17 protein-coding genes and 1 pseudogene are annotated in these 24,100 nt (G+C 71.5%); 8 read left to right on the top strand and 10 right to left on the bottom strand.

Annotated features, from left to right (window positions below; translation table 11 throughout):
- Together SZN_RS23665 and SZN_RS23660 are read right to left on the bottom strand one after the other, a co-directional pair.
- The coding region (locus SZN_RS23665) for a phosphatase PAP2 family protein (RefSeq protein WP_007499470.1) at positions 1-846 on the bottom strand (846 nt) is incomplete at its 3' end.
- A gap of 145 nt (positions 847-991) precedes the next feature.
- Positions 992-2,026, bottom strand: coding sequence for a LacI family DNA-binding transcriptional regulator (locus tag SZN_RS23660; RefSeq protein WP_007499468.1), 1,035 nt, complete (start codon positions 2,024-2,026; stop codon positions 992-994).
- Positions 2,027-2,407: 381 nt separating this feature from the next.
- On the opposite strand from SZN_RS23660, the gene SZN_RS23655 reads away from it, so the two are divergent.
- The 7 genes from SZN_RS23655 to SZN_RS23625 all read left to right on the top strand — a co-directional run bounded on the left by SZN_RS23655 (position 2,408) and on the right by SZN_RS23625 (position 15,121).
- A complete protein-coding gene (locus tag SZN_RS23655; RefSeq protein ID WP_007499467.1) occupies positions 2,408-3,679 on the top strand; it encodes an extracellular solute-binding protein in 1,272 nt (423 codons plus the stop codon).
- Between the two features lie 110 nt (positions 3,680-3,789).
- On the top strand, positions 3,790-4,794 hold the full coding sequence (locus SZN_RS23650) for a carbohydrate ABC transporter permease (RefSeq protein WP_007499465.1): 1,005 nt from the start codon (positions 3,790-3,792) through the stop codon (positions 4,792-4,794).
- 13 nt (positions 4,795-4,807) lie between these two features.
- Positions 4,808-5,716: a sugar ABC transporter permease gene (locus tag SZN_RS23645; protein ID WP_043732647.1), complete on the top strand. Its 909-nt coding sequence runs from the start codon at positions 4,808-4,810 to the stop codon at positions 5,714-5,716.
- 181 nt (positions 5,717-5,897) lie between these two features.
- Complete coding sequence (locus tag SZN_RS23640; protein ID WP_007499461.1) at positions 5,898-7,580, top strand: glycoside hydrolase family 13 protein; 1,683 nt, start codon at positions 5,898-5,900, stop codon at positions 7,578-7,580.
- A 135-nt stretch (positions 7,581-7,715) separates the two neighbouring features.
- A complete protein-coding gene (locus tag SZN_RS23635; protein ID WP_007499459.1) occupies positions 7,716-9,101 on the top strand; it encodes an alpha-amylase in 1,386 nt (461 codons plus the stop codon).
- 115 nt (positions 9,102-9,216) lie between these two features.
- Positions 9,217-14,625 (top strand): pullulanase-type alpha-1,6-glucosidase, encoded by a 5,409-nt coding sequence (gene pulA, locus SZN_RS23630; RefSeq protein ID WP_043732644.1) that lies wholly within the window; start codon positions 9,217-9,219, stop codon positions 14,623-14,625.
- A gap of 139 nt (positions 14,626-14,764) precedes the next feature.
- Positions 14,765-15,121, top strand: coding sequence for a 5-carboxymethyl-2-hydroxymuconate Delta-isomerase (locus SZN_RS23625; RefSeq protein ID WP_007499455.1), 357 nt, complete (start codon positions 14,765-14,767; stop codon positions 15,119-15,121).
- 24 nt (positions 15,122-15,145) lie between these two features.
- Here the strand turns inward: SZN_RS23625 and SZN_RS23620 are convergent, their stop codons facing one another.
- The 3 genes and pseudogenes from SZN_RS23620 to SZN_RS23615 form a co-directional block, all read right to left on the bottom strand.
- On the bottom strand, positions 15,146-15,835 hold the full coding sequence (locus SZN_RS23620; RefSeq protein WP_086021431.1) for a TetR/AcrR family transcriptional regulator: 690 nt from the start codon (positions 15,833-15,835) through the stop codon (positions 15,146-15,148).
- A gap of 56 nt (positions 15,836-15,891) precedes the next feature.
- Positions 15,892-16,002: pseudogene (locus SZN_RS40095) on the bottom strand (PDR/VanB family oxidoreductase); the annotation flags it as partial.
- A gap of 21 nt (positions 16,003-16,023) precedes the next feature.
- Entirely contained in the window at positions 16,024-17,946 is a 1,923-nt protein-coding gene (locus SZN_RS23615) for a hypothetical protein (protein ID WP_007499450.1), read from the bottom strand.
- A 250-nt stretch (positions 17,947-18,196) separates the two neighbouring features.
- On the opposite strand from SZN_RS23615, the gene SZN_RS23610 reads away from it, so the two are divergent.
- Positions 18,197-18,703: a hypothetical protein gene (locus SZN_RS23610; protein WP_007499448.1), complete on the top strand. Its 507-nt coding sequence runs from the start codon at positions 18,197-18,199 to the stop codon at positions 18,701-18,703.
- Positions 18,704-18,793: 90 nt separating this feature from the next.
- Here the strand turns inward: SZN_RS23610 and SZN_RS23605 are convergent, their stop codons facing one another.
- The 5 genes from SZN_RS23605 to glnII all read right to left on the bottom strand — a co-directional run bounded on the left by SZN_RS23605 (position 18,794) and on the right by glnII (position 23,968).
- Positions 18,794-20,365 carry a DUF1996 domain-containing protein gene (locus SZN_RS23605; RefSeq protein ID WP_043732641.1) on the bottom strand — a complete coding sequence of 524 codons (1,572 nt, stop codon included), beginning with the start codon at positions 20,363-20,365 and terminating at the stop codon, positions 18,794-18,796.
- 320 nt (positions 20,366-20,685) lie between these two features.
- The gene (locus tag SZN_RS23600) at positions 20,686-21,726 is read right to left on the bottom strand and encodes an NAD-dependent epimerase/dehydratase family protein (RefSeq protein WP_007499442.1); all 1,041 of its coding nucleotides are present in this window, start codon (positions 21,724-21,726) and stop codon (positions 20,686-20,688) included.
- Between the two features lie 86 nt (positions 21,727-21,812).
- On the bottom strand, positions 21,813-22,388 hold the full coding sequence (locus tag SZN_RS23595) for a winged helix-turn-helix domain-containing protein (RefSeq protein ID WP_007499440.1): 576 nt from the start codon (positions 22,386-22,388) through the stop codon (positions 21,813-21,815).
- 99 nt (positions 22,389-22,487) lie between these two features.
- Positions 22,488-22,610, bottom strand: coding sequence for a hypothetical protein (locus SZN_RS43240; RefSeq protein ID WP_086021430.1), 123 nt, complete (start codon positions 22,608-22,610; stop codon positions 22,488-22,490).
- A gap of 329 nt (positions 22,611-22,939) precedes the next feature.
- Positions 22,940-23,968, bottom strand: a complete 1,029-nt coding sequence (gene glnII, locus SZN_RS23590; RefSeq protein WP_007499438.1) for a glutamine synthetase — start codon at positions 23,966-23,968, stop codon at positions 22,940-22,942.
- Between the last annotated feature and the right edge of the window lie 132 nt (positions 23,969-24,100).

Genomic DNA, 24,100 nt, shown 5'->3' with positions numbered 1-24,100 from the left:
CGACCGGCGGCGGGGCGCCGACCCGCGCGCCACGCGCCGCGGCAGGGCGTGCGGGAACGCGCCGTACCAGAGCCGCGCCACCGCGTAGCCGAACGCGAGGCAGAGCAGGCCGCCCACCGCGTCCAGCCAGAAGTGGTTGGCGGTCGCGACGATCACCACCAGGGTGAGCACCGGGTAGAGCAGACCGAGGACGCGCACCCACGGGACACGGGCCAGCGCGAAGATCGTCAGACCGCTCCACATCGACCAGCCGATGTGCATCGAGGGCATCGCGGCGTACTGGTTGGAGACGTTCTTCAGATCGCCCGAGGCCATCGAGCCCCAGGTCTGGTGGACCATCACCGTGTCGATGAAGCCGCCGCCGGTCATCAGCCGCGGGGGAGCGAGCGGATACAGGTAGTAACCGACCAGCGCCACACCGGTGGTCGCGAACAGGACCAGGCGGGCCGCGGCGTAGCGGCCGGGGTGCCTGCGGTAGAGCCAGACCAGCACACCCAGGGTGATGACGAAATGCAGCGTCGCGTAGTAGTAGTTCATGCCGACGATCAGCCAAGTCACCGAGTTCACGGCCTGATTGACGGACCGCTCGAAGGCGAGGCCGAGGCTCTGCTCCAGGCTCCACAGCCAGTCGGCGTTGCGCAGGGCCGCGGCCCGCTGCTCCGGGACCGCGTTGCGGATCAGGGAGTACGTCCAGTAACTCACCGCGATCAGCAGGATCTCGAACCAGAGGCGGGGGCGGCGCGGAGTGCGAAGACGGCGCAGGAGGCCCTGCCCCGTCCCGTCCGCGACAGGGTGCGGAACGGCCGATTCCCGGCCTTCCAGTTGAGTCACGGTCTGGTCACCCATAGGCACAGAGTCTGCCAGAAAAGCCTTGCCCGACCGATCATCCCGCGGTCGGGTGCCGGCCGCACGTTCTACGGCCGCCGTACGACCCCGTCCTCCCACCGCAGCAGGGCGTACGGGGGCGGTCCTCCACCGTGGGGAGTAGTGCTCAGCGCCGGTTCCTGTCCCCGGGGGCCGAGGCCGTCGAACCGCGCACCACCAGTTCCGGCATGAACACGAACTCGCTGTGCGGCGCGGGGGTGCCGCCGATCTCCTCCAGCAGCGTGCGCACCGCGGCCTGGCCCATCGCCGGCACCGGCTTGCGCACGGTGGTCAGCGGCGGGTCGGTGAAGGCGATCAGCGGGGAGTCGTCGAAGCCGACCACGGAGATGTCCGTGGGGACCTCCAGACCGTGCTGGCGGGCCGCCCGTATCGCGCCCAGCGCCATCATGTCGCTCGCGCAGACCACCGCCGTGCAGTCCCGGCCGATGAGCGCCGTCGCCGCCGCCTGGCCGCCCTCCAGCGTGTACAGGGAGTGCTGGACCAGTTCCTTCTCGACGACGTCCGTCGGCAGGCCCAACTGGTCCTGCATGGTGCGGACGAAGCCCTCGATCTTGCGCTGCACCGGCACGAACCGCTTGGGGCCCAGTGCCAGCCCGATACGGGTGTGCCCGAGCGAGGCGAGGTGCGTGACCGCCAGCGTCATCGCCGCCCGGTCGTCGGGGGAGATGAAGGGCGCCTGCACCTTGGGGGAGAAGCCGTCGACCAGGACGAAGGGGACGCCCTGGGCGCGCAGCCGCTCGTAGCGCTGCATGTCCGCGGTGGTGTCGGCGTGCAGACCGGAGACGTAGATGATGCCCGCGACCCCGCGGTCCACGAGCATCTCGGTGAGCTCGTCCTCGGTGGAGCCCCCCGGGGTCTGGGTGGCCAGCACCGGTGTGTAGCCCTGCCTGGTCAGCGCCTGGCCGATGACCTGGGCGAGGGCGGGGAATATCGGGTTCTCCAGCTCCGGGGTGATCAGGCCCACCAGGCCCTCGCTGCGCTGGCGCAGCCGCACGGGCCGTTCGTAGCCGAGCACGTCGAGTGCGGCCAGGACGGACTGTCGGGTGGTGGCGGCGACGCCCGGCTTGCCGTTGAGAACGCGGCTGACGGTCGCCTCGCTCACCCCCGCCTGGGCGGCGATGTCGGCAAGCCGTGTGGTCACGGCACTGGACTGTACCTGTCGTATGCCGCCTTGCACACCAATCGGACGGCGTGGACGGCCTGTTGGCCGGCCCGTCCGGGGCTGCTGCGTCATCGCGCTCCCTCGTGAACGTCATGGCAAGAGCTTGCAGAGTCTTGCACACGCACCGCATACCGCTCCACCGTGGGGAAAGAACCGTCTCACGATGGTCGCCGCGGGGTCACGTCCGGATAACTTCGGAGACTTCTTGCACTTTTTTGCTGCAAGGTCTTTCGCAAGGATTGCATCGCTGTTACGTTCACGTCGCCCGACGGCGGCAACGGCGCGGTCGGCACGACGGCAGAGGACCGGCAGACGGGGCCGTCCCTGCATCACTCGGGCTTTCACCCTCAAGGAGAACTCATGCGGCGTGGCATAGCGGCCACCGCGCTGGTGGCGTCCCTCGCCCTGGCGGCGACGGCCTGCGGCGGCGGGGACGGCAGCGGCAGCGACTCGACCGGTCCGGTGACCATCACCTGGTGGGACACCTCCAACGCCACCAACGAGGCACCGACGTACCGGGCCCTCGTGAAGGAGTTCGAGGCCGCCAACAAGGACGTCAAGGTCACGTACGTCAACGTCCCCTTCGGCCAGGCGCAGAACAAGTTCGACACCGCCGCCGGTTCCAAGGGCGCCCCGGACATCCTGCGCTCCGAGGTCGGCTGGACCCCGGCGTTCGCGAAGAAGGGCTACTTCCTGCCGCTGGACGGCACCGAGGCGCTGGGCGACCGGGCCAAGTTCCAGTCCAGCCTGATCGAGCAGGCCACGTACGAGGGCAAGGTCTACGGCGTTCCGTTCACCACGGACACCCTCGCCTTCGTCTACAACAAGGCCCTGTTCCAGAAGGCCGGCGTCGAGGCCCCCAAGACCTGGGACGACCTGCGGAAGGCCGCCGCCGCCATCAAGGACAAGACCGGCGTCGACGGCTACTGGGGCTCCACCCAGGCCTACTACGCCCAGACGTTCCTCTACGGCGAGGGCGCCGACACCGTCGACGCCGGCGCCAAGAAGATCACGGTCGCCTCCGCCGCGGCCAAGAAGGGCTACGCGACCTGGCAGAGCCTCTTCGAGGGCAAGGGCCTGCGCAAGCCCGACACCACCGCCGACGCCTACGCCAACATCCAGGACGCGTTCGTCAACGGCAAGGTCGCCGCGATCATGCAGGGCCCCTGGGAGATCACCAACTTCTACAAGGGCTCGGCCTTCAAGGACAAGAACAACCTGGGCATCACCACCGTCCCGGCCGGCTCCGCCGGCAAGGCGGGCGCCCCGACCGGCGGCCACAACCTCTCCGTGTACGCCGGCTCCGACCAGGCCCGCCAGAAGGCCGCGCTGAAGTTCGTGAACTTCATGACCTCGGCCAAGGCCCAGGAGACCATCGCGCTGAAGAACTCCACGCTCCCCACCCGCGAGGACGCCTACACCGCCGCGGTCAAGGCCGACCCGGGCATCGCCGGCTACCAGAGCGTCCTGGCCGCAGCCCGGCCGCGCCCGGCGCTGCCCGAGTACAGCTCCCTGTGGGGCCCGCTGGACACCGAGCTGCTGAAGGTGGCCGGCGGCAAGGAGTCCCTGGACAAGGGCCTGGGCGACGCCGAGACCGCCATCGCCAAGCTGGTCCCGGACTTCAGCAAGTGACCCCGGGTGGCCGCCGGCCCCCCCCGCCCCCTGGGGACGGGGGGCCGGCGGCCACCGGAGTGTGCGCCGTACACCCCCGATCCGCCGATCTTCGAGAAGGTTGTCGAACCATGACAGTCGCCATCGACCGCGCGACCGGCAAGCGCCGCGGTGACCGCGAGCCGCGGCCCGGCCTCGGCCAGCGCCTGAAGCACGGCTACCAGAAGCACTGGTACGCCTACGCCATGATCGCCCCCGTGGTGGTCGTCCTCGGCGTGCTCGTCGGCTACCCGCTGGTGTACGGCTTCTACCTGACCCTCACCGACGCCAACAGCCTGAACACCGCCCGCACCATCGGCGTCAACGAGATCGCGGCCACCTACAAGTTCATCGGCCTGGACAACTACGCCGACATCCTGTGGGGCCCGACGGCGTACGACCGCTTCTGGTCGCACTTCATCTGGACGGTCGTCTGGACCGCGGTGTGCGTCACCCTGCACTACACGATCGGCCTCGGCCTCGCCCTGCTGCTCAACCAGAAGCTGCGCGGGCGCACCCTGTACCGGCTGGTCCTGATCCTGCCGTGGGCCGTGCCCACCTTCGTCACCGTCTTCGGCTGGCGGTTCATGCTCGCCGACGGCGGCGTCATCAACTCCGGCCTGGACATGCTCGGCCTGCCGACCCCGCTGTGGCTGGAGGACACCTTCTGGCAGCGGTTCGCCGCGATCATGGTCAACACCTGGGCCGGTGTGCCGTTCATGATGCTCTCGCTGCTCGGCGGGCTCCAGTCCATCGACTCCGCGCTCTACGAGGCCGCCGAGATGGACGGCGCCAGCGCCTGGCAGCGGTTCCGCTACGTCACCCTGCCCGGCCTGCGCTCGGTCAGCTCCACGGTGATCCTGCTCGGCATCATCTGGACGTTCAACCAGTTCGCCATCATCTTCCTGCTGTTCGGCAGCACCGCCCCGGACGCCCAGATCCTCGTCACATGGGCCTACTACCTCGGATTCGGACAGCAGCCGCGCGACTTCGCGCAGTCGGCCGCCTACGGCATCCTGCTGCTGGCCATCCTGATCGTCTTCACCTCCTTCTACCGCCGCTGGCTCAACCGCAACGAGCAGCAGCTCGCGATCTGAGGCAGGAGTCCCCATGAGTACGACCACTGTTGAGGCCCCGGTGAACCAGCAGGAATCCGCGAGCGGCACCGCTCCCCGCAGGGTGCGCCGACGCGGCGAGAACAGCCGCGGCGCGGCCCTGGCCTCGCACGGCGTCCTGACCGTCGCGAGCCTGATCGCGCTCTTCCCCGTGGCCTGGCTGGTGTTCCTCTCCCTCGGCCCGGACAAGGACGACTACCTCCGCCCCGGCGCGATCTGGGGGAAGATGACGCTGGACAACTACCTGTTCGTCCTGCGGGACACCAAGTTCTTCGACTGGCTGACGAGCACCATGATCGTCACGCTCGGCACCACCCTCATCGGCGTCGTCATCTCGGCCACCACCGGGTACGCCGTCTCGCGGATGCGCTTCCCCGGCTACCGGAAGTTCATGTGGGTGCTCCTGGTGACCCAGATGTTCCCGGTGGCCGTCCTCATGGTGCCGATGTACCAGATCCTGTCCGGACTCCAGCTCGTCGACAACTACCTCGGCCTCATCCTGGTCTACTGCACGACGACCGTGCCGTACTGCGCCTGGCTGATGAAGGGCTACTTCGACACGATCCCGTTCGAGATCGACGAGGCCGGCCGCGTCGACGGACTGAGCCCCTTCGGCACCTTCGCGCGGCTGATCCTGCCGCTCGCCAAGCCCGGCCTCGCGGTCGCCGCGTTCTACAGCTTCCTCACGGCCTTCGGCGAGGTCGCCTTCGCCTCGACGTTCATGCTGTCCGACTCCAAGTACACCTTCGCGGTCGGCCTGCAGACCTTCGTCAGCCAGTACGACGCCCAGCGCAACCTCATGGCCGCCACCGCGGTGCTGGTCGCGATACCCGCCGCCGCGTTCTTCTACTTCGTGCAGAGGAACCTGGTGACCGGCCTGACCGCGGGCGGCACCAAGGGCTGATCCGGCCCCCCGACTCCCGCGCGCCTCGTCGCGCGGGCGGCGGCCGCGGTGCCCATCCGACCCCGCCGGCATCGCGGCCGCCTCGTCCCTCCCTTCCTCCCTCCCGGACCCGCCGGGCGGGACCACCCCTGCCGGACCTCCCGTGCCTTCGACCCTCCATCCGTTACGCACCAAGGACGCCATGAGCCAGCACCCCACCGCCCCGGCCGAGACCGCCGCCCTCGCCACCGTCGCCCAGCGCCGCGACTGGTGGCGCGACGCGGTGATCTACCAGGTCTACCCGCGCAGCTTCGCCGACAGCAACGGCGACGGCATGGGCGACCTGGCCGGCGTACGCTCCCGCCTCCCGTACCTGCGCGACCTCGGCGTCGACGCCGTGTGGCTCAGCCCCTTCTACGCCTCCCCGCAGGCCGACGCGGGCTACGACGTCGCCGACTACCGCGCCGTCGACCCGATGTTCGGCAGCCTGCTGGACGCGGACGCGCTGATCCGGGACGCCCACGCGCTGGGCCTGCGCATCATCGTCGACCTGGTCCCCAACCACTCCTCCGACCAGCACGAGTGGTTCAAGCGGGCGCTCGCGGACGGCCCCGGCTCGCCGCTGCGCGAGCGCTACCACTTCCGCCCCGGCAAGGGCGCCGACGGTGAACTGCCGCCCAACGACTGGGAGTCCATCTTCGGCGGGCCGGCCTGGACCCGGGTCACCGAGCCCGACGGCACCTCCGGCGAGTGGTACCTGCACCTCTTCGCCCCCGAGCAGCCCGACTTCAACTGGGACCACCCGGCCGTCGGCGACGAGTTCCGCTCCATCCTGCGCTTCTGGCTCGACATCGGGGTCGACGGCTTCCGGATCGACGTCGCGCACGGCCTGGTGAAGGCCGACGGACTGCCCGACCTCGGCGACCACGACCAGCTGAAGCTGCTGGGCAACGATGTCATGCCGTTCTTCGACCAGGACGGCGTCCACGCCATCTACCGCCAGTGGCGCACCGTCCTCGACGAGTACGCGGGCGAGCGCGTCTTCGTCGCCGAGGCGTGGACCCCGACCGTCGAGCGCACCGCGCACTACGTCCGCCCCGACGAGCTGCACCAGGCGTTCAACTTCCAGTACCTGTCCACCGCCTGGGAGGCGAGCGAGCTGCGCGCGGTCGTCGACCGCACCCTGGAGGCGATGCGCCCGGTCGGCGCCCCCGCCACCTGGGTGCTCTCCAACCACGACGTCACCCGGCACGCCACCCGCTTCGCCAACCCGCCGGGCCTCGGCACCCAGATCCGTTCCGCGGGCGACCGCGCGCTCGGACTGCGGCGCGCGCGGGCGGCCACCCTGCTGATGCTGGCGCTGCCCGGTTCGGCGTACGTCTACCAGGGCGAGGAGCTCGGCCTGCCGGACGTCGTCGACCTGCCCGACGCGGTCCGCCAGGACCCGGCCTACTTCCGCGGCGCCGGCCAGGACGGCTTCCGCGACGGCTGCCGGGTGCCGATCCCGTGGACCCGCGAGGGCTCCTCGTACGGCTTCGGCGCGGGCGGCAGCTGGCTGCCGCAGCCCGAGGGCTGGGGCGAGCTGAGCGTCGAGGCGCAGAGCGGCGAACCGGCCTCCACGCTGGAGCTGTACCGCGCCGCCCTGGCCGCGCGGCGCGAGCAGGCCGGCCTCGGCGCCGGTGACGCGGTCGAGTGGCTGCAGGCGCCCGAGGGCGTTCTCGCCTTCCGGCGCGGGGAGTTCGTGTGCGTGGCGAACACCGGCCGGGAGTCGGTGACCGTCCCCGCCTACGGCCGGCTGCTCCTCGCCAGCGGTGAGATCAGCGAGTCGGACGGCGAGGCGAAGGTGCCGGGCGACACCACGGTGTGGTGGACGACGGCCTCCTGACGGCGCTTTCGCAAGAATCTTCGGCGAAGTTCGTACGGCCCGCTGCCCTTTCGGGCGGCGGGCCTTTAACATCTGCGTCACCGCAAGGTAGTTGAAAGTTTTCAGCAAGAACCTTCAAAGGTGAAGGAGCCCCACATGGTACGCAGAATCCTCGCCTGGGCCGCCGCGCTCGCAACGGCCCTCACCGCCTCCATGATTGTCATGCCCTCGACGGAAGCGGCGGCGTCCCCGCCCGGCGCCAAGGACGTCACCGCCGTCCTCTTCGAGTGGAACTTCGCCTCGGTTGCCCGGGAGTGCACCAACACCCTCGGCCCCGCGGGCTACGGATACGTCCAGGTCTCCCCGCCCGCCGAGCACATCCAGGGCGCGCAGTGGTGGACGTCGTACCAGCCCGTGAGCTACCGGATCGCCGGCCGGCTCGGCGACCGCACCGCCTTCCGCACCATGGTCACCACCTGCCAGGCCGCCGGTGTGAAGGTCGTCGTCGACACCGTCATCAACCACATGTCGGCGGGCAGCGGCACCGGAACCGGCGGCTCGTCGTACACGAAGTACAACTACCCCGGCCTGTACTCGTCGTTCGACTTCGACGACTGCACGAGCCAGGTCACCAACTACCAGGACCGCTGGAACGTCCAGCGGTGCGAACTGGTCGGCCTCGCCGACCTGGACACCGGCGAGCCCTATGTGCGGGGCGCCATCGCCGGCTACATGAACGACCTGCTCTCGCTCGGCGTCGACGGCTTCCGCATCGACGCGGCCAAGCACATGGACGCCGGCGACCTGGCCGACATCAAGTCCCGGCTGACCAACCCGAACGCGTACTGGAAGCAGGAGGTCATCTACGGCACCGGAGAGGCCGTCCAGCCCGCCGAGTACACCCGCAACGGCGACGTCCAGGAGTTCCGCTACGCCTACGACCTCAAGCGCGTCTTCAACAACGAGAACCTCGCCTACCTGAAGAACTACGGCGAGGGCTGGGGCTACCTCGGCAGCGGCGTCGCCGGTGTCTTCGTGGACAACCACGACACCGAGCGCAACGGCTCCACGCTCAACTACAAGGACAACGCGTCCTACACGCTGGCCAACGTCTTCATGCTCGCCTGGCCCTACGGCGCCCCCGACATCAACTCCGGCTACGAATGGTCCGACGCGGACGCAGGGCCCCCCAACGGCGGTTCCGTGGGCGCCTGCTGGCAGAACGGCTGGAAATGCCAGCACGCCTGGCCGGAGATCAGGTCGATGGTCGGCTTCCGCAACGCCACCCGCGGCCAGGCCGTCACCGACTGGTGGGACAACGGCGGCGACGCGATCGCCTTCGGACGGGGCTCCAGGGGGTTCGTCGCCATCAACCACGAGTCGGCCCAGGTGAGCCGCACCTACCAGACCTCCCTGCCCGCGGGGACGTACTGCAACGTGCAGAACAACACCACCGTGTCGGTCAACTCCTCCGGCCGGCTCACCGCCACGCTCGGCTCCGGCACGGCCCTCGCGGTCTACGCCGGCAAGTCGAGCTGCTGAAGCACCGGTTGAAAATTCTTACGGATGGTTTCACGCCTCTTGCTGTAAGCCTTGCGGCGGCGATACGGTCGCGCGGGGTCGGACCCGAAGAGCCGTCATCGCAAGGAGCCCCTCTGTGACACCGAGATGGCCGACGCCGTGGAGGCGCCGAACCGCCCGTGCCGGACGGGTCGCCGCGGTCACCGTGATCGCGCTGGCCGCAGCGCTCGTCCAGCCCCTCGCCGCCGGGGCCGCCGCCCCGCCGGCGCCACCGTCCGACGCGAGGCTCGCCGCCGAGCCCGCCCGTCAGGACTCCACCCGCGACCAGTTCTACTTCGTCCTGCCGGACCGCTTCGCCAACGGCGACACCCGCAACGACAAGGGCGGCCTGACCGGTTCCCGCCTCGCCACCGGCTACGACCCCACCGACAAGGGCTTCTACCAGGGCGGCGACCTCAAGGGACTGACCGAACGCCTCGACTACATCAAGGGCCTCGGCACCACCGCCATCTGGATGGCCCCCCTCTTCAAGAACCGGCCCGTGCAGGGCACGGGGAGCAACGCCTCCGCCGGCTACCACGGTTACTGGATCACCGACTTCACCCAGGTCGACCCGCACTTCGGCACCAACAAGGACCTGCGGACCCTCATCTCCAAGGCGCACGCCAAGGGCATGAAGGTCTTCTTCGACGTCATCACCAACCACACCGCCGACGTCGTCGACTACGAGGAGAAGTCCTACGGTTACCTCTCCAAGGGCGCCTTCCCGTATCTGACCAAGGACGGCGAGCCCTTCGACGACGCCGACTACGCGGACGGCAGGAAGCGCTTCCCCGCCGTCGGCAGGGACTCCTTCCCGCGCACCCCCGTCGCCGCCGGGAACACCAAGGTCCCCGCCTGGCTCAACGACCCCACGATGTACCACAACCGCGGCGACTCCACCTTCGCCGGCGAGAGCGCCGGCGGCGGGGACTTCTCCGGCCTCGACGACCTGTGGACCGAGCGCCCCGAGGTCGTCAGCGGCATGCAGAAGATCTACCAGCGCTGGGTCAGGGACTTCGGCATCGACGGCTTCCGCATCGACACGGTCAAGAACGTCAACATGGAGTTCTGGACCCAGTGGGCCACCGCCCTGGACGCCTACGCGGCCAGGCAGGGCCGCGACGACTTCTTCATGTTCGGCGAGGTCTACTCCTCCGACCCGTCGGTCACCGCGCCCTACGTCACCCAGGGCCGCCTCGACGCCACGCTCGACTTCCCCTTCCAGGAGGCGGCACGGCAGTACGCCTCCCAGGGCGGCAGCGCACAGCGGCTGGCCGGCGTCTTCGGCGCCGACTACAAGTACACGACCGACAAGGCCAACGCCTACGAGCAGGTCACCTTCCTCGGCAACCACGACATGGGCCGCATCGGCACCTTCCTGAAGCAGGACAACCCGAAGGCGACCGACGCCGAACTGCTCAGGAAGGACCGGCTCGCCAACGAGCTGATGTTCCTCAGCCGCGGCAACCCGGTCGTCTACTACGGCGACGAACAGGGCTTCACCGGCGCCGGCGGCGACAAGGACGCCCGCCAGACGATGTTCGCCTCGCGCACCGCCGACTACCTCGACGACGACCAGCTCGGCACCGACCGCACCCACGCGAGCGACGCCTACGACCCCGGCGCCCCGCTCTACCGGCAGATCAGCGCCCTGTCCCGGCTCCGCAAGGCCAACCCCGCCCTCGCCGACGGCGTCCAGACCGAGCGCTACGCCGCCGACGGCGCGGGCGTCTACGCCTTCTCCCGCACCGACGCGAGGTCGGGCACCGAGTACGTCGTCGCCTTCAACAACGCCTCCGAGGCGAGGACCGCCGCCTTCGCCACCGGCTCCGCCGGCATGACCTTCCGGGGCGTCTACGGCACCGGCGGCTCCCTGCGCAGCGACGCCGCCCGGCAGGTCACCGTCACCGTCCCGGCCGGCTCCGCCGTCGTCTACAAGGCCGCGAAGCCGCTCGGCGCCCCGGCCGCGGAGCCCTCCCTCACCCTGAGCGCCCCCGCCGCGGGCGCCACCGGCACCGTGGAGATCACCGCCGGCGTCGACGGCGGACAGCTCAACCGCGTGGTCTTCGCCGCCCAGACCGGCAACGGCCGATGGAAGACCCTCGGCACCGCCGACCGCGCCCCCTACAAGGTCACCCAGGTCATCGGCAAGGACGTACCGCCGGGCACGGCCCTGCGCTACAAGGCGGTCGTCGTCGACTCGGCGGGCCGTACCGCGAGCGCCACCGCCGCCTCCACCACCGGCACCCCGCCCGCACCCGAGACCCCCACGGCCTCCTCCCGCGACTACGCGATCGTCCACTACAAGCGCACCGACGGCGACTACGCGAACTGGGGCCTGTACGCCTGGGGCGACCTCGCCGACGGGGAGGCCACCCCGTGGCCCGCGAGCCGCCCCTTCACCGGCCGCGACGCCTACGGCGCCTTCGCCTACGTCAAGCTCAGACCCGGTGCGTCCAGCGTCGGCTTCCTCGTCATCGACAAGGACGGCAACAAGGACGTCGCCACCGACCGCACCATCGACGTCACCCGGACCGGCGAGGTCTGGATCGAGCAGGGCGAGGAGACCGTCCGCACCGAGAGGCCCGCCGCCGACTACCCCGCCCCGGACAGGACGAAGGCGACCCTGCACTACCAGCGCCCCGGCGGCGACTACGACGGCTGGGGCCTGCACGTCTGGACGGGCGCCGCGAACCCCACCGAGTGGTCGAACCCCCTCAAGCCGGTGCGGACCGACAGCTTCGGCGCGGTCTTCGAGGTACCGCTCACCGACGGCGCCACCAGCCTCAGCTACATCCTCCACAAGGGCGACGAGAAGGACCTGCCCGCCGACCAGTCCCTCGACCTCAAGGCCGACGGCTACGAGGCGTGGCTGCTGAGCGGCCAGGAGAACTACCTGCTCCCGCAGCCCGCGGGCGCCGCCGCCGCCCTCGACCTCACCACCTCCAAGGCCGTCTGGATCGACCGGAACACCCTCGCGTGGAACGGCTCCGAGACCGCCGCCTCCACCCAGCTGCTCTCCAGCGCCACCGGCTCGATCGCGGTCCGGGACGGGACGCTCACCAGCGACGACGAACGCTGGCTGCGCCTGTCGAGGACCACGCTCACCGACGCCCAGAAGGCGAGGTTCCCGCATCTGAAGGACTACACGGCCTGGTCCGTCGACCCGCGCGACCGCGACCGGGTCCGCGCGGCCCTGCGCGGACAGGTCGTCGCCTCGCAGCGCGCCGCCAACGGCGCCGTGCTGGCCGCGACCGGCGTGCAGATCGCCGGTGTGCTCGACGACCTCTACCCGGGCGCGACCAAGGCCGACCTCGGCCCCGTCTTCACCAAGGGCCGCCCGTCCCTGGGGGTGTGGGCGCCCACCGCGCAGTCGGTGCGCCTGGAGATCGGCGGCTCGACCGTCCCCATGCGCCGCGACGGCACCACCGGCGTCTGGTCGCTCACCGGCCCCGCCTCCTGGAAGGGCAAGCCCTACCGGTACGTCGTCACGGTGTGGGCTCCCAGCGTCCGCCGCATCGTCACCAACAAGGTCACCGACCCCTACTCCGTCGCGCTGACCGCGAACTCCGCGCGCAGCCTCCTCGTCGACCTCGACGACAAGTCCCTCGCCCCGCCCGGCTGGTCGACCTACACCAAGCCCAAGGCGGTGCCGCTGCGGGACGCGCAGATCACCGAACTCCAGGTCCGCGACTTCTCGGTGGCCGACAGGACGGTCGCCGCGAAGGACCGGGGCACCTACAACGCCTTCACCGACAGGCGCAGCGACGGCTCCAGGCACCTGAGGAAGCTCGCCGACGCCGGCACGTCGTACGTCCATCTGCTGCCCGTGTTCGACCTCGCCACCGTCCCCGAGAAGAAGGCCGACCAGTCGAGCCCCGCCTGCGACCTCGCCTCCTTCCCGGCCGACTCCGACCAGCAGCAGGAGTGCGTGGCGAAGACCGCCGCCGAGGACGCCTACAACTGGGGCTACGACCCCTACCAGTACACCGTCCCCGAGGGCTCCTACGCCTCCGACCCCGACGGCACCGCGCGCACCGTCGAGTTCCGCGGGATGGTCAAGTCGCTCAACGAGAACGGCCTGCGCGTCGTCATGGACGTCGTCTACAACCACACCGCGGCCGGCGGCCAGGCGGACACCAGCGTCCTCGACCGGGTCGTCCCCGGCTACTACCAGCGCCTCCTCGCCGACGGCTCGGTCGCCACCAGCACCTGCTGCGCCAACACCGCCCCCGAGAACGCCATGATGGGCAGGCTGGTCGTCGACTCGATCGTCACGTGGGCCAGGAAGTACAAGGTCGACGGATTCCGCTTCGACCTCATGGGCCACCACCCGAAGTCCAACATCCTGGCGGTGCGCAAGGCGCTCGACGCGCTCACCCCCGCCAAGGACGGCGTCGACGGCAAGAAGATCATCCTGTACGGCGAGGGCTGGAACTTCGGCGAGGTCGCCGACGACGCCCGCTTCGTCCAGGCCACCCAGAAGAACATGGCCGGCACCGGCGTCGCGACCTTCTCCGACCGCGCCCGCGACGCGGTGCGCGGCGGCGGCCCCTTCGACGAGGACCCCGGCGTCCAGGGCTTCGCCTCCGGCCTCTACACCGACCCCAACTCCTCCCGGAACAACGGCACCGAGGCGGAGCAGAAGGCCCGCCTGCTGCGCTACCAGGACCTGATCAAGGTGGGGCTGACCGGCAACCTCGCCGACTACCGCTTCACCGACACCTCGGGCAAGGAGGTCAAGGGCTCCGAGGTCGACTACAACGGCTCACCCGCCGGCTACGCCCAGGCCCCCGGCGACGCCCTCGCCTACGCCGACGCGCACGACAACGAGTCGCTGTTCGACGCCCTCGCCTACAAGCTGCCGGCCACCACCAGCGCCTCGGACCGTGCGCGGATGCAGGTCCTCGCCATGGCCACGGCGGCCCTCTCACAGGGGCCGACGCTCTCCCAGGCCGGCACCGACCTGCTGCGCTCCAAGTCGCTGGACCGCAACTCCTACGACAGCGGCGACTGGTTCAACGCCATCCGCTGGAACTGCGCGGACGGCAACGGCTTCGGACGGGGACTGCCCATGGCGGCCGACAACGCCTCCAAGTGGCCGTACGCCAAGCCCCTGCTGACCACCGTCAAGGTCGGCTGCGCGCAGATCGAGGCCACCTCGGCGGCCTACCGGGACCTGCTGCGCATCCGTACGACGGAGGGCGCGTTCTCCCTCGCCACCGCCGGGCGGGTGCAGTCGGAGCTGTCCTTCCCGCTGTCCGGGAAGGAGGAGACGCCCGGTGTGATCACCATGCGCGTCGGTGACCTCGTCGTCGTCCTCAACGCGAGCCCCGGGAAGCAGGAGCAGACGGTCGCCGCGCTCGCCGGTGAGGGGTACCGGCTGCATCCGGTGCAGGCAGCGGGCGCGGACCCGGTCGTCAAGTCCGCCTCGTACGAAGGGAGATCCGGCACGTTCGCCGTCCCGGGACGCACCGTCGCCGTCTTCACCCGGTCCCGCTGACACGTCCCGTCGACCTGCGGGGGCGGGCCCGGCCGCCGGGTCCGCCCCCGCCCGCCGTGCGGCGCCGGCGCCGGGGAGGGCGTCGCCGTGCCGGCGCTGCGGTTAGGGTGAGCGCTGCCGACCCAGAACAGGAGCGCCCATGCCGCAGATCACCGTCGACTACTCGGAAAGCCTGGCGGACGGCTTCGACCGGCCCGGCTTCGCACGGGCGCTGCACGCGGCGGTCGTCGAGATCGCGGCCGCGAAGCCGCCGGCCTGCAAGACGCAGTTCCGCCGCGGGGAGGACACCACCGTCGGCGACGCCACCGGCGGGCACGCCGTCGTGCACGTCACCCTCGGGCTGCTGGCCGGCCGCAGCGAGGAGACCAGGGCCCGGCTGACCGAGGCCGTGCTGGACCTGCTGCGCCGCCACGTCCGGCCCGCCGAAGGTCTCGCGCTGCACGCGTCGGCCGAGGTGCGCGACCTCGACCCGTCCTACCGCAAGTTCGACGCCTGAGCCGCGGGCCGGGTCGGGCCGCCCTCAGGACGCCAGGGAGATCAGCCGGACGACGAGGTCGTTGAACGGCCCGTCGGCCGGCTCGTCCTTCAGCATCTCGCGCAGCAGAGCGCCCATCTCCGCGTCCTGCGCGGCGCTGACGGCGGCCAGCGCCGCGAAGTCGTGCACGAGCTGGACCTCCAGCTCGGCACGCGGGATGCGCCGGCCGTCCAGCCAGATCAGGGCCGTGGACTCGGCCAGCGAGATCCAGGAGCGCACGACCAGTTCCAGCCGCGCGGGCGGGTCCGTCACCCGCAGATGCGAAAGGATCTGGACATACGCGGCCTGCCGCACGGAGTCGATGAGGGCGTTGGTCGCGGTCGAGCCGACGGCCGGACCGCCGCGCATCAGCGCCGAGAACCCCGGCCCGTGATCGTCGACGAAGTCGAAGAAGCGGCGCATCACCCGCAGCAGCCGCGACCCGAGCGGCCCCTCCTGCGGCTCCTCGAAACGGCCCGCGAGATCCTCCGAGGCACGCTTCAACGCCGCCTCGTACAGGCTGAGTTTGCCGGGGAAGTAGTGGTAGACCAGCGGCCGGGAGATGCCCGCGGCCGACGCTATCTCGTCGATGGAGACCTCGTCGGGCGAGCGCCGGCTGAACAGTTCGAGGGCGACGCCGATCAACTGCTGCCGCCGCTCGTCGACTCCCATTCTTCGCCGCGCCCCGGTCGTCATGCGTCCAGCTTACCGATCGAATCCGGCCCTGAACGGACCGGACCGACCATGGACGTTCACAGATCGAGCACGAGCCGATCACCTTGTGCCCGGGACGTGCGGATCAGCAGGGAGTCGCCCCGCTCCGCGTCCGTGAGCAGTTCGTCGCGGTGATCCACCTCACCCTGTCGGCAGGGCGGGTGCGGGGGTCAGCCGAGTCCGCTGATCGAACGGCCGTCCGCCAGCGTGCCCTTGAGCTCGGCACGGGCCCCCTGCCGGGTGCGCACACTGAGCAGACTGCCCGCGGACGCGCCCCGCGCCCCGCCCGTGGCCCGGATCGACGTGGTGTCCTGCGTGCCCGCGGCCAGCAGGTACCACGCGCCGGTCCGCGCCTTCCACAGCACGCCCGCCAGCACATGCGGATCGCGCGCCCCGCACGCCGGCACGTTCTGCGCCCGCGCCACCACCGCGGCGTTCGGCGAGCCCGGGGTGCGGAACTGGGCCAGCACCCGCTCGCCGCCGCCCCGCCAGGTCTCCGCGCGGGTGCACACCCAGTCCGCCGAGCCGCTGCCGTCGGGCAGCGCCTGGCGGGCGTAGGGCCAGGCGTTGACCGTGCGCACGCCGGCCGAGCTGAGCGAGCTCAGCCAGCAGGCGTTCGGCGCCCAGGAACGCAGGGCCCGCGCCCCGGCGGCGTCATCGGTGCGGCCGGGCCGGCCGGCCGTCAGCCGGGCGGGGACCAGTTCGGCGAGGTCGGTCAGCAGCCGGGTGCCGGCGCCGTCGCCGACCTGGAGGACGTTCCACGAGGTGCAGTCGCCGCTCTGCCGGCTCGCGGGGCTCGACAGCGGGGAGCTGACCCCGTCGGTCACGGTGAGCGCCATGGCCCCGGCCCCCGGCTTCACCAGGTCCCGCTCCGCCGCCGTGCGCACCCAGGGCGCCAGCAGATAGCGGACGTTGCCGTCGGCCCGGCTCAGCACCACCGCGCTCGCCTCCGCCCGGGTGGCGCCGTCCACCCGGGAGAAGTCCAGCGCGGCCCCCGCGGTGCCGTCCTTCGGCTCCGCGTAGCGCGCGATGCGCAGACCGTCGTAGAGGAGCACCACGCGGACGGTGTCGACGGTCCCCGCGTACAGCAGCTGCGGGGCGCCGGGCGGGCCGCCCGCCGGGGTGCCGGGCGTCGCCGAGACCGTGACCGACTCGCCGGGGCGGGCCCACACGGCGAGCGCGCGGCGCAGCAGGGCCGTGTCGCCGGTGAGGTCGCCGCGGGCCGGCCACACGGAGAAGTCGGACCGGGCGGCGGACTGCCAGGCCAGCGCAGGGACCTTGGTGAGCTGGGCCGGGTCCAGGGCGGCCTCGGCGGCCGGGTTCTGCGCGTACGGGGGAGCGGCGGGGCCCTCCGGTGCCCAGCCCTCGCCGGGCAGGCCGAGCAGCGCCCCGCACACCAGCAGGGCCGCGCCCGCCGCGAGCGCCGCGCGCAGGTGCTGGCGGCGCCGCATCAGATCGGTCGGCCGGGCCTGGAGCGAGCAGGGGTCGAACTCGGGGGATTCCAGCAGCGCGTACCGCGCCTCCACCGTGTCGGCCTCGTCCAGCGCGTCGTCCACGTCCTCGACGCCGGCGGCGTCGAGGACGTCGCGTACGCCGTCGTCGGAGAGCTTCTCCAGACCGCGCAGCACATAGGCGGCCCGCGCCGGGCCGGACAGCGCCGACAGCTTCTGGTCCAGGGCGAGTTCGTCGGCGCCGCCCGAGCGGGGGAACAGCCGCAGGCCCCAGACCTGGGGCAGCAGGGGCGGCAGCTGGGAGCGCCTGGGCCAGGCCGGCCGCTTCAGCGTCAGGCCCGCCTCCAGCGCGGTCCGCAGGACGCGCCGGCGCAGGAAGGTGTACCCCGGGTCGCCGTCGCGGCCCCCGGACTGGGCGGGGATCACGGCGGCGGCCGTGCGGCCCCGGGGGAGCGCGCGCTGGGTGAGGGAGTGCGCGGTCAGGACCCGCCGGTTGCGCCCGAGGCTCGGCGGCAGCACCAGGTAGGCGAGCCGGACGAGCCGCGGATAGTGCTCGACGAGCGCGGCCTCGGCCCGCTCGACGTCGACGACCGGGCCGTCGGGGACGGACGAGGGGCGCGAGGCGAGATCCTGTGACTGCACGTTCAGCAGAACGAGCGAACGCCCCCCCAGGTCACCCCGGACACCCGCCGCCCGCCCCGGGGGGCGCGGGGAACCGCGCGGGAGCCCCCGTCCGGCCCGCACCCGCCGCCGCGGCCGGACGGCCCGCTCGCACTCCCGTGCACATCGGCGTCTCCGCGGCGCGGGCCGCTTTGAGCGGATCGCCCCCCACAGCCGTATGAGAGGCGAGGGCCCCGTCCAGGGCCCGGTGCGGCAGGGACCGGAGGAACCGATGACACTGACCCGACCGATGCTCGCGCTGACCGGCGCGGTGGCGGTGCTCGCGCTGGCCGGCTGCGGCGCCGGCGGCGACAAGGCGGCCGAGGCGCCCAAGACGGCCACCGGCAGCCTGGAGCGTCTGGCGACCGTCGCGAAGTGCGACCCGAACATCCAGACCGACGCCGACGAGATCCGCCAGGCGCTGTGCAAGTCCGGCGCGGACGAGAAGTACGTCCTCGCCACCTTCGCCACCGACCGCGGCCAGCGCGAGTGGCTCAACGGCGCCAAGGACTACGGCGGTTACTACCTCGTCGGCCGCAAGTGGGTCGCCGTGGGCAAGCAGAAGACGGTGACGGCCCTGCGGAGCCGGCTGGGCGGAACGATGGAAGAGGGTTCCGCGCACATGAACGGCAAGCCCATGGACGGCATGAAGGGCATGGACGGGATGAAGGGCATGAAGGGCATGGACGGGATGAAGGGCATGGACGGGATGAAGGGTTCCGGCTCGGGCGGTGGCTGATCCCCGTCCGTCCTCGGGGCGCGACGGCGAAAGCCGGCGGTGGGAATTCCCACCGCCGGCTTTCCTCTCGGGTCAGCTCGGGTCAGCGCGCTATGTGCAGTCCTGCCCGTCGTTGATGCACTGGACCATCTTGTTCATCAGGTTCTGGCTGAAGAAGTTGATGAAGTCGTTGTGGTCCGTGATCGGCTTGTGCAGCTGCTCCGGGAAGGAGTCGACCGCAAAGGGATTCTTCACCTGCCCGTTCTCGAACGTCGGCGCGGGCACGTCGTAGACGAGGCGGACCTGGAGCTGCGGAATGGCCTGGAAGCCGTTGGCGCACGTGCCGTCCGCCTGCACGAAGGAGACGTGCGTACGGTGGTTGGCGCTGTCGACGTTCTTGCCGTCCCAGCAGCTCTGGAAGTTGGAGGTCCGCACCACGCTGCTGCCCTGGGGGCAGACCGGGTACTTGTCCGTCACCTGCCGGTCCTCGAAGCCGGTGCAGCTCCAGGACGTGTTGGCGTTCGCCAGGCCGTTGGTGAACGCCTTGGCGTCACCGGTGATGATGCGCAGCGCCGTGGGCATCGCGACGACGTCGGACGTCCGGTTGCCGACGAACCTCAGCTGGGCCTCCTTGGCCTGCTGGATGGTTCCGACGTTGCTGTCCATGCCGCCGCCGGGCTTGTCGGCGTCGATGTCCTTGGAACCGTCCTGGATACGCAGCACCGGCCAGAAGTAGGACGACTTGTCCTCCTGGTTCTCGCAGCTGGTCTTCGCCTCGGCCAGGTCCTGGTCGCTCGCGAACGCGTTGTTGCCCTGGTTGCCGACGTAGTCGTGCTGGTGCTTGGCACCGTTGCTCACACCGGGGGCGACGATCACGTTGTCGGAGTTGCGCAGCTCGTTCTCGTTGGTTCCGCAGTCCGAGGTGAAGCTGCCGGTGGAGCCGGTGTCACCGTTGGCCGCGAGACCGTTCGGCTGGTTGCGGGAGTTGGGCTGGACGTCCTCGATCTTCACGAAGTCCGCGGCGACGGGACCGTTGCCGGCCTGACCGCCGTTGCCCGGGGCCTGGCCGCCGCCCTGTCCACCGCCGCCCTGTCCGCCGTTGTTGTTCTGGCCGCCGTCCTGTCCGCCGTTGCCCTGCCCGCCGTTGTTCTGGCCCCCGTTGCCCTGTCCGCCGTTGTTCTGCCCGTTGCCGCCGCCGTTGCCCATGCCCGGCTGCTGGACCGGGACTCCCTGGCACTGCGCGTAGCGCTTGAGTCCCCACGGAGCCTTGCCGCCGCCACGGTTGATGTTGATGCCGATGCGGTCGAGCGTGGCGGCGCGCTTGGACTTCAGCGGGCCGAGAATGGCGTTGCTGACGTAGTTGGCGTCCCCCGCCTGGGCCTGCCGCGTCTCGGCGAGACGCGTGTAGGCGGCGGTGATCTGCCGGTCGAGCGACGCCAGTTCCCTCGCGACACCCTTGCGCGCGCCCCTCGGCACCTTCGTCAGCTTCTGGCCGACGTCAGGGCAGTTGATCGTCGCGACCTGGGCGCTTGTGGATTTCGTCCTCCAACCGGAGTTGCTCTCGTGCGCCGAGGCATAGAAGTTGGCCCATACAAGCCCGCCCCCACCGAGCGCTAGGGCCGCCGATGCGGCAATGGCCTTGGTGGCCAGTGGCATCCGGCGTTTTCTTGTGTTGCGTCCCATGGAACTCCTCTGACTTCCTTTTTCGGGGGCATCGAGGCGCCCGACAGGAGTGAAGCGGCTCCCTCTCATACGCGGGACGCCCCGCGGGTGTTCAGCCGCCTCGGAAATCGTCGAGAGATTCATGCGGACACGGTGGTTTCAACAGCCTCTGGAATACCGGTGGTTGTTGATCCCGCACGGCGGGTGAAGGGCCGCCCCCGGCAGGGACACCAGCGCTGGCCCCCGCGCCGCGGCCAGGCCCGTGCCCCGCGCCCTCGAACCGTTCCCGCTCGTCGTGTCGTTGGTCATGGCGTCAGTGGCGCGGAGGCCGCCGAGGCCGGTCACGGGGCCGGGGCCCCCGGATCAGGGGTGGTGCCCAGTACACCCCGCGCCGCCGCGAGCACCGCCGCCTCCCGCCGCGGGTCGAGCCCCGGGACCGTCCGCTCCGGCCGCCGCGGGGTGGTGCCGCCGATGCCCTCCAGCCACCGCCAGGTGTCGGCGACCGTCTCGGCGACCGGCCGGCAGCGCAGCCCCGAGGCCAGCGCCCGGGACACGTCCGCGCCGTGCAGGGCGTCGTGCAGGTCGCTGCCCGGCGGCACCCACACCGGCAGCTCGGTCCACGGCGCGACGCCCGCGTCGAGGATCACCTCGGGCGCGGTCCAGCGCAGCTCGGCGCCCGAGCCTGTCACCGCGGCGCACGACTCCAGCAACTCGCCCATCGTGGCGTGTCCTTGACGGCTCATCAGGTTGTACGGCCCGCTCAGGCCGCCCTCCACCGCCCCGAGGATCCACGCGGCGAGGTCCCGCACGTCGACGTACTGGAGCGGCAGCTCACGCGGTCCCGGCGCCAGCACCGGGCCGCCGCGCGCCATCCGGGCCAGCCACCACGGCAGCCGCCCCACGTTCTCGTACGGGCCGAGGAGCAGCCCCGCCCGCACCAGCACCGAGCGGCCGGCGCCGAAGCCCTCGACCGCCGCCAGCTCGCCGCCCCGCTTGTCGCGCGCGTAGTCGGTCCGCCCCGCGTCCGCCGCCGCGCCCTCCACCGGCGCGGCGTCCTCGGTGTACCCGGCGGGCGGCGCCCACGCGTACACCGAGCAGCTGGAGACGTACACGTACCGGCCGGCGCGGCCCCGCAGCAGCCGCGCCGTGTCGCGCACCGCGCGCGGTGCCGCCGACCAGGTGTCGACCACCGCGTCCCACTCGCCCCGCGCGAGGGCGTCCGTCCCGCCGGGGAGGGTGCGGTCGCCGTGCAGCGAGCGCACCCCGGCCGGGGGCGCGTGCCGACCCCGGTGGAAGACGGTCACCTCCCAGCCACGCCCGAGGGCCGCCTCCACGACCGCCCGCCCCGCGAACTCCGTACCGCCCAGCACCAAGAGCCTCATACGGCCGACTCTGCCCGGTGCGGGCGCCGCGGGGAAGCGCGCTCTGCCGTCGGCAGAGAACCCGGTGGGAGGGCGCGGGGCCCGGGTCAGCGGCCGGCGGGCGGGGCGTACCGGTAGCCCACCCGGCGCACCGTCTGGATGGCGCCGCGGTGCTCGGGGCCCAGCTTGCGGCGCAGCCGGGCGATGTGGACGTCGACGGTCCGGCCGTCGCCGACATGCCCGTACCCCCACACCGTGGAGACGAGCTGGTCGCGCGTGTGCACCCGGTGGGGATGCGCCACCAGATGGGCCAGCAGCTCGAACTCCAGGTAGGTGAGGTCGAGTTCGCGACCATGGACCGCGGCCGTGCGCCGTACGGCGTCGACGCTGACGCCGACGAGCGGGTCGTCGCCGGGTACGCCGGGCGCGGCCCGGTCCGCCCGCGCGGCGGCGGGGAACGGGCTGCCGGCCGGCACCAGGACCAGGTAGCCGACCATCGGCGGCCGGCCGGGAAGGACGGGCAGTGAGTGCGGGGGAGCGGGCAGCCAGGTGGCACCGGGCGGCAGCAGGTCCGCGACGTCGATCACCTCGTCCCGGTCGACGGCCCGCAGATGCTGCCGTGCAGGGTTCGGGGACCGCGTGTCGAGGGGGGCGGCGGGGGGCAGGGGACGAGTGGTCGCCATGAGAGGTCAGCTCTTTCGCGCGAGGAGGACGTGAGGGGACGTACGTCGGATCGCGCAGGCCGGGGGCCGGGGTTACGGCTTCACAGGGCCGTTACGGCTTCACAGGGCCGGCGCGTTCATCGCGCGGCAACACACCCGGTCGAAGTCGTGGTGCTGACGGGACGGCCAGAAGGGCTCAAGGTCGTGGCGACCCGTCGCGGAGCACTTCTGGAAGCTGGCCATGTGCCCATTGAAGCAGACACCGGCCCCCGGCGGGACCCTCGCGCTCCGCCCCGCGGCCGTCCGTCCCAGGCCGGCGGTGCGACCTCGATCGCCCGAGCGGGGAGCCGTCCCACTGGGTGGACGATCGCGCGCCGGTCAGGGCCGCGACGGCCTCCCGCCCGGCGGCGGACGTCGCCCGCGCGCCGTCGGCACCGCCGAACCGCCGTCGCCCGCGCCCCCGTTGCACCGGGCCGCCCCCGCCGCCCGTCCTGCCGGGCGCACCCCGCCGACGACACCAGGGGGCGCCCACCGCGCGGTGGGCGCCCCCTGGGGGAGTCGAGCGGCCGGGGTCAGACCTGGCCGGCCTTCTCCAGCGCCGAGCAGCAGGTGTCGACCAGCAGCCGGGTCACCACGTACGGGTCGACGTTGGCGTTCGGGCGGCGGTCCTCGATGTAGCCCTTGCCGTCCTTCTCGACCTGCCACGGGATGCGGACCGAGGCGCCGCGGTCGGAGACGCCGTAGGAGTACTCGTTCCACGGGGCGGTCTCGTGCAGACCGGTCAGGCGGTCGTCGATGCCGGCGCCGTAGTGCTTGACGTGGTCCAGCGGCTTGGAGCCCTCACCGAGCGACTCGCAGGCGGTGATGATGGCGTCGTAGCCCTCGCGCATCGCCTTGGTGGAGAAGTTGGTGTGCGCGCCCGCGCCGTTCCAGTCGCCCTTCACCGGCTTGGGGTCCAGCGTCGCCGAGACACCGAAGTCCTCGGCGGTGCGGTAGAGCAGCCAGCGCGCCACCCACAGCTGGTCGGCGACCACGAGCGGGGCCAGCGGGCCGACCTGGAACTCCCACTGTCCGGGCATGACTTCGGCGTTGATGCCGGAGATGCCCAAGCCCGCCGCGAGGCAGTTCTCCAGGTGGGCCTCGACGACGTCGCGGCCGAAGATCTCGTCGGCGCCGACACCGCAGTAGTAGCCGCCCTGGGGCGCCGGGAAGCCGCCCTTGGGGAAGCCGAGCGGATGGCCGTCCTGGAAGAAGGTGTACTCCTGCTCGATGCCGAAGACCGGCTCCTGGGCGGCGAACCTCTCCGCCACCTCGGCCAGCGCGGCACGGGTGTTGCTGGTGTGCGGGGTGAGGTCGATGTTCAGGACCTCGCACAGGACCAGGATGTCGTCGCCGCCGCGGACCGGGTCGGGGCAGGAGAAGACCGGCTTGAGCACACGGTCCGAGGCGTGGCCCTCGGCCTGGTTGGTGGAGGACCCGTCGAAGCCCCAGATCGGCAGCTCGGCACCCTTGGCGTCGTCGGCCAGGATCTTCGTCTTGGAACGGAGCTTGGCCGTCGGCTCGGTGCCGTCGATCCAGATGTACTCAGCCTTGAAGCTCACGGGCCACATCCTTCGGGTGTGTCTGGCGCGTCTCGCGGGTGCTGCGGCGCGGCGGCACCGGGGCGCCGCAGTTGATGCCCGCGAGCCTGTCAACAGGCCGTTTCCCGGCCGTTGCCCGGATGTGAACCCCGT

It is taken from the genome of Streptomyces zinciresistens K42 (assembly GCF_000225525.1).
Classification (GTDB): domain Bacteria; phylum Actinomycetota; class Actinomycetes; order Streptomycetales; family Streptomycetaceae; genus Streptomyces; species Streptomyces zinciresistens.
The sequence above is the reverse complement of the archived record's forward strand: the minus strand, read 5'-3'. Positions and strand labels throughout refer to the sequence as shown.

Coding starts and splice junctions, on each gene's coding strand:
- SZN_RS23645 (WP_043732647.1), top strand. CDS start 4,808: ATGAGTACGACCACTGTTGAGGCCCCGGTGAACCAGCAGGAATCCGCG.
- SZN_RS23595 (WP_007499440.1), bottom strand. CDS start 22,388: ATGGCGACCACTCGTCCCCTGCCCCCCGCCGCCCCCCTCGACACGCGG.
- SZN_RS23655 (WP_007499467.1), top strand. CDS start 2,408: ATGCGGCGTGGCATAGCGGCCACCGCGCTGGTGGCGTCCCTCGCCCTG.
- SZN_RS23605 (WP_043732641.1), bottom strand. CDS start 20,365: ATGGGACGCAACACAAGAAAACGCCGGATGCCACTGGCCACCAAGGCC.
- SZN_RS23635 (WP_007499459.1), top strand. CDS start 7,716: ATGGTACGCAGAATCCTCGCCTGGGCCGCCGCGCTCGCAACGGCCCTC.
- SZN_RS23600 (WP_007499442.1), bottom strand. CDS start 21,726: ATGAGGCTCTTGGTGCTGGGCGGTACGGAGTTCGCGGGGCGGGCGGTC.
- SZN_RS23650 (WP_007499465.1), top strand. CDS start 3,790: ATGACAGTCGCCATCGACCGCGCGACCGGCAAGCGCCGCGGTGACCGC.
- SZN_RS23610 (WP_007499448.1), top strand. CDS start 18,197: ATGACACTGACCCGACCGATGCTCGCGCTGACCGGCGCGGTGGCGGTG.
- SZN_RS23625 (WP_007499455.1), top strand. CDS start 14,765: ATGCCGCAGATCACCGTCGACTACTCGGAAAGCCTGGCGGACGGCTTC.
- SZN_RS23640 (WP_007499461.1), top strand. CDS start 5,898: ATGAGCCAGCACCCCACCGCCCCGGCCGAGACCGCCGCCCTCGCCACC.
- SZN_RS43240 (WP_086021430.1), bottom strand. CDS start 22,610: ATGGCCAGCTTCCAGAAGTGCTCCGCGACGGGTCGCCACGACCTTGAG.
- SZN_RS23620 (WP_086021431.1), bottom strand. CDS start 15,835: ATGACGACCGGGGCGCGGCGAAGAATGGGAGTCGACGAGCGGCGGCAG.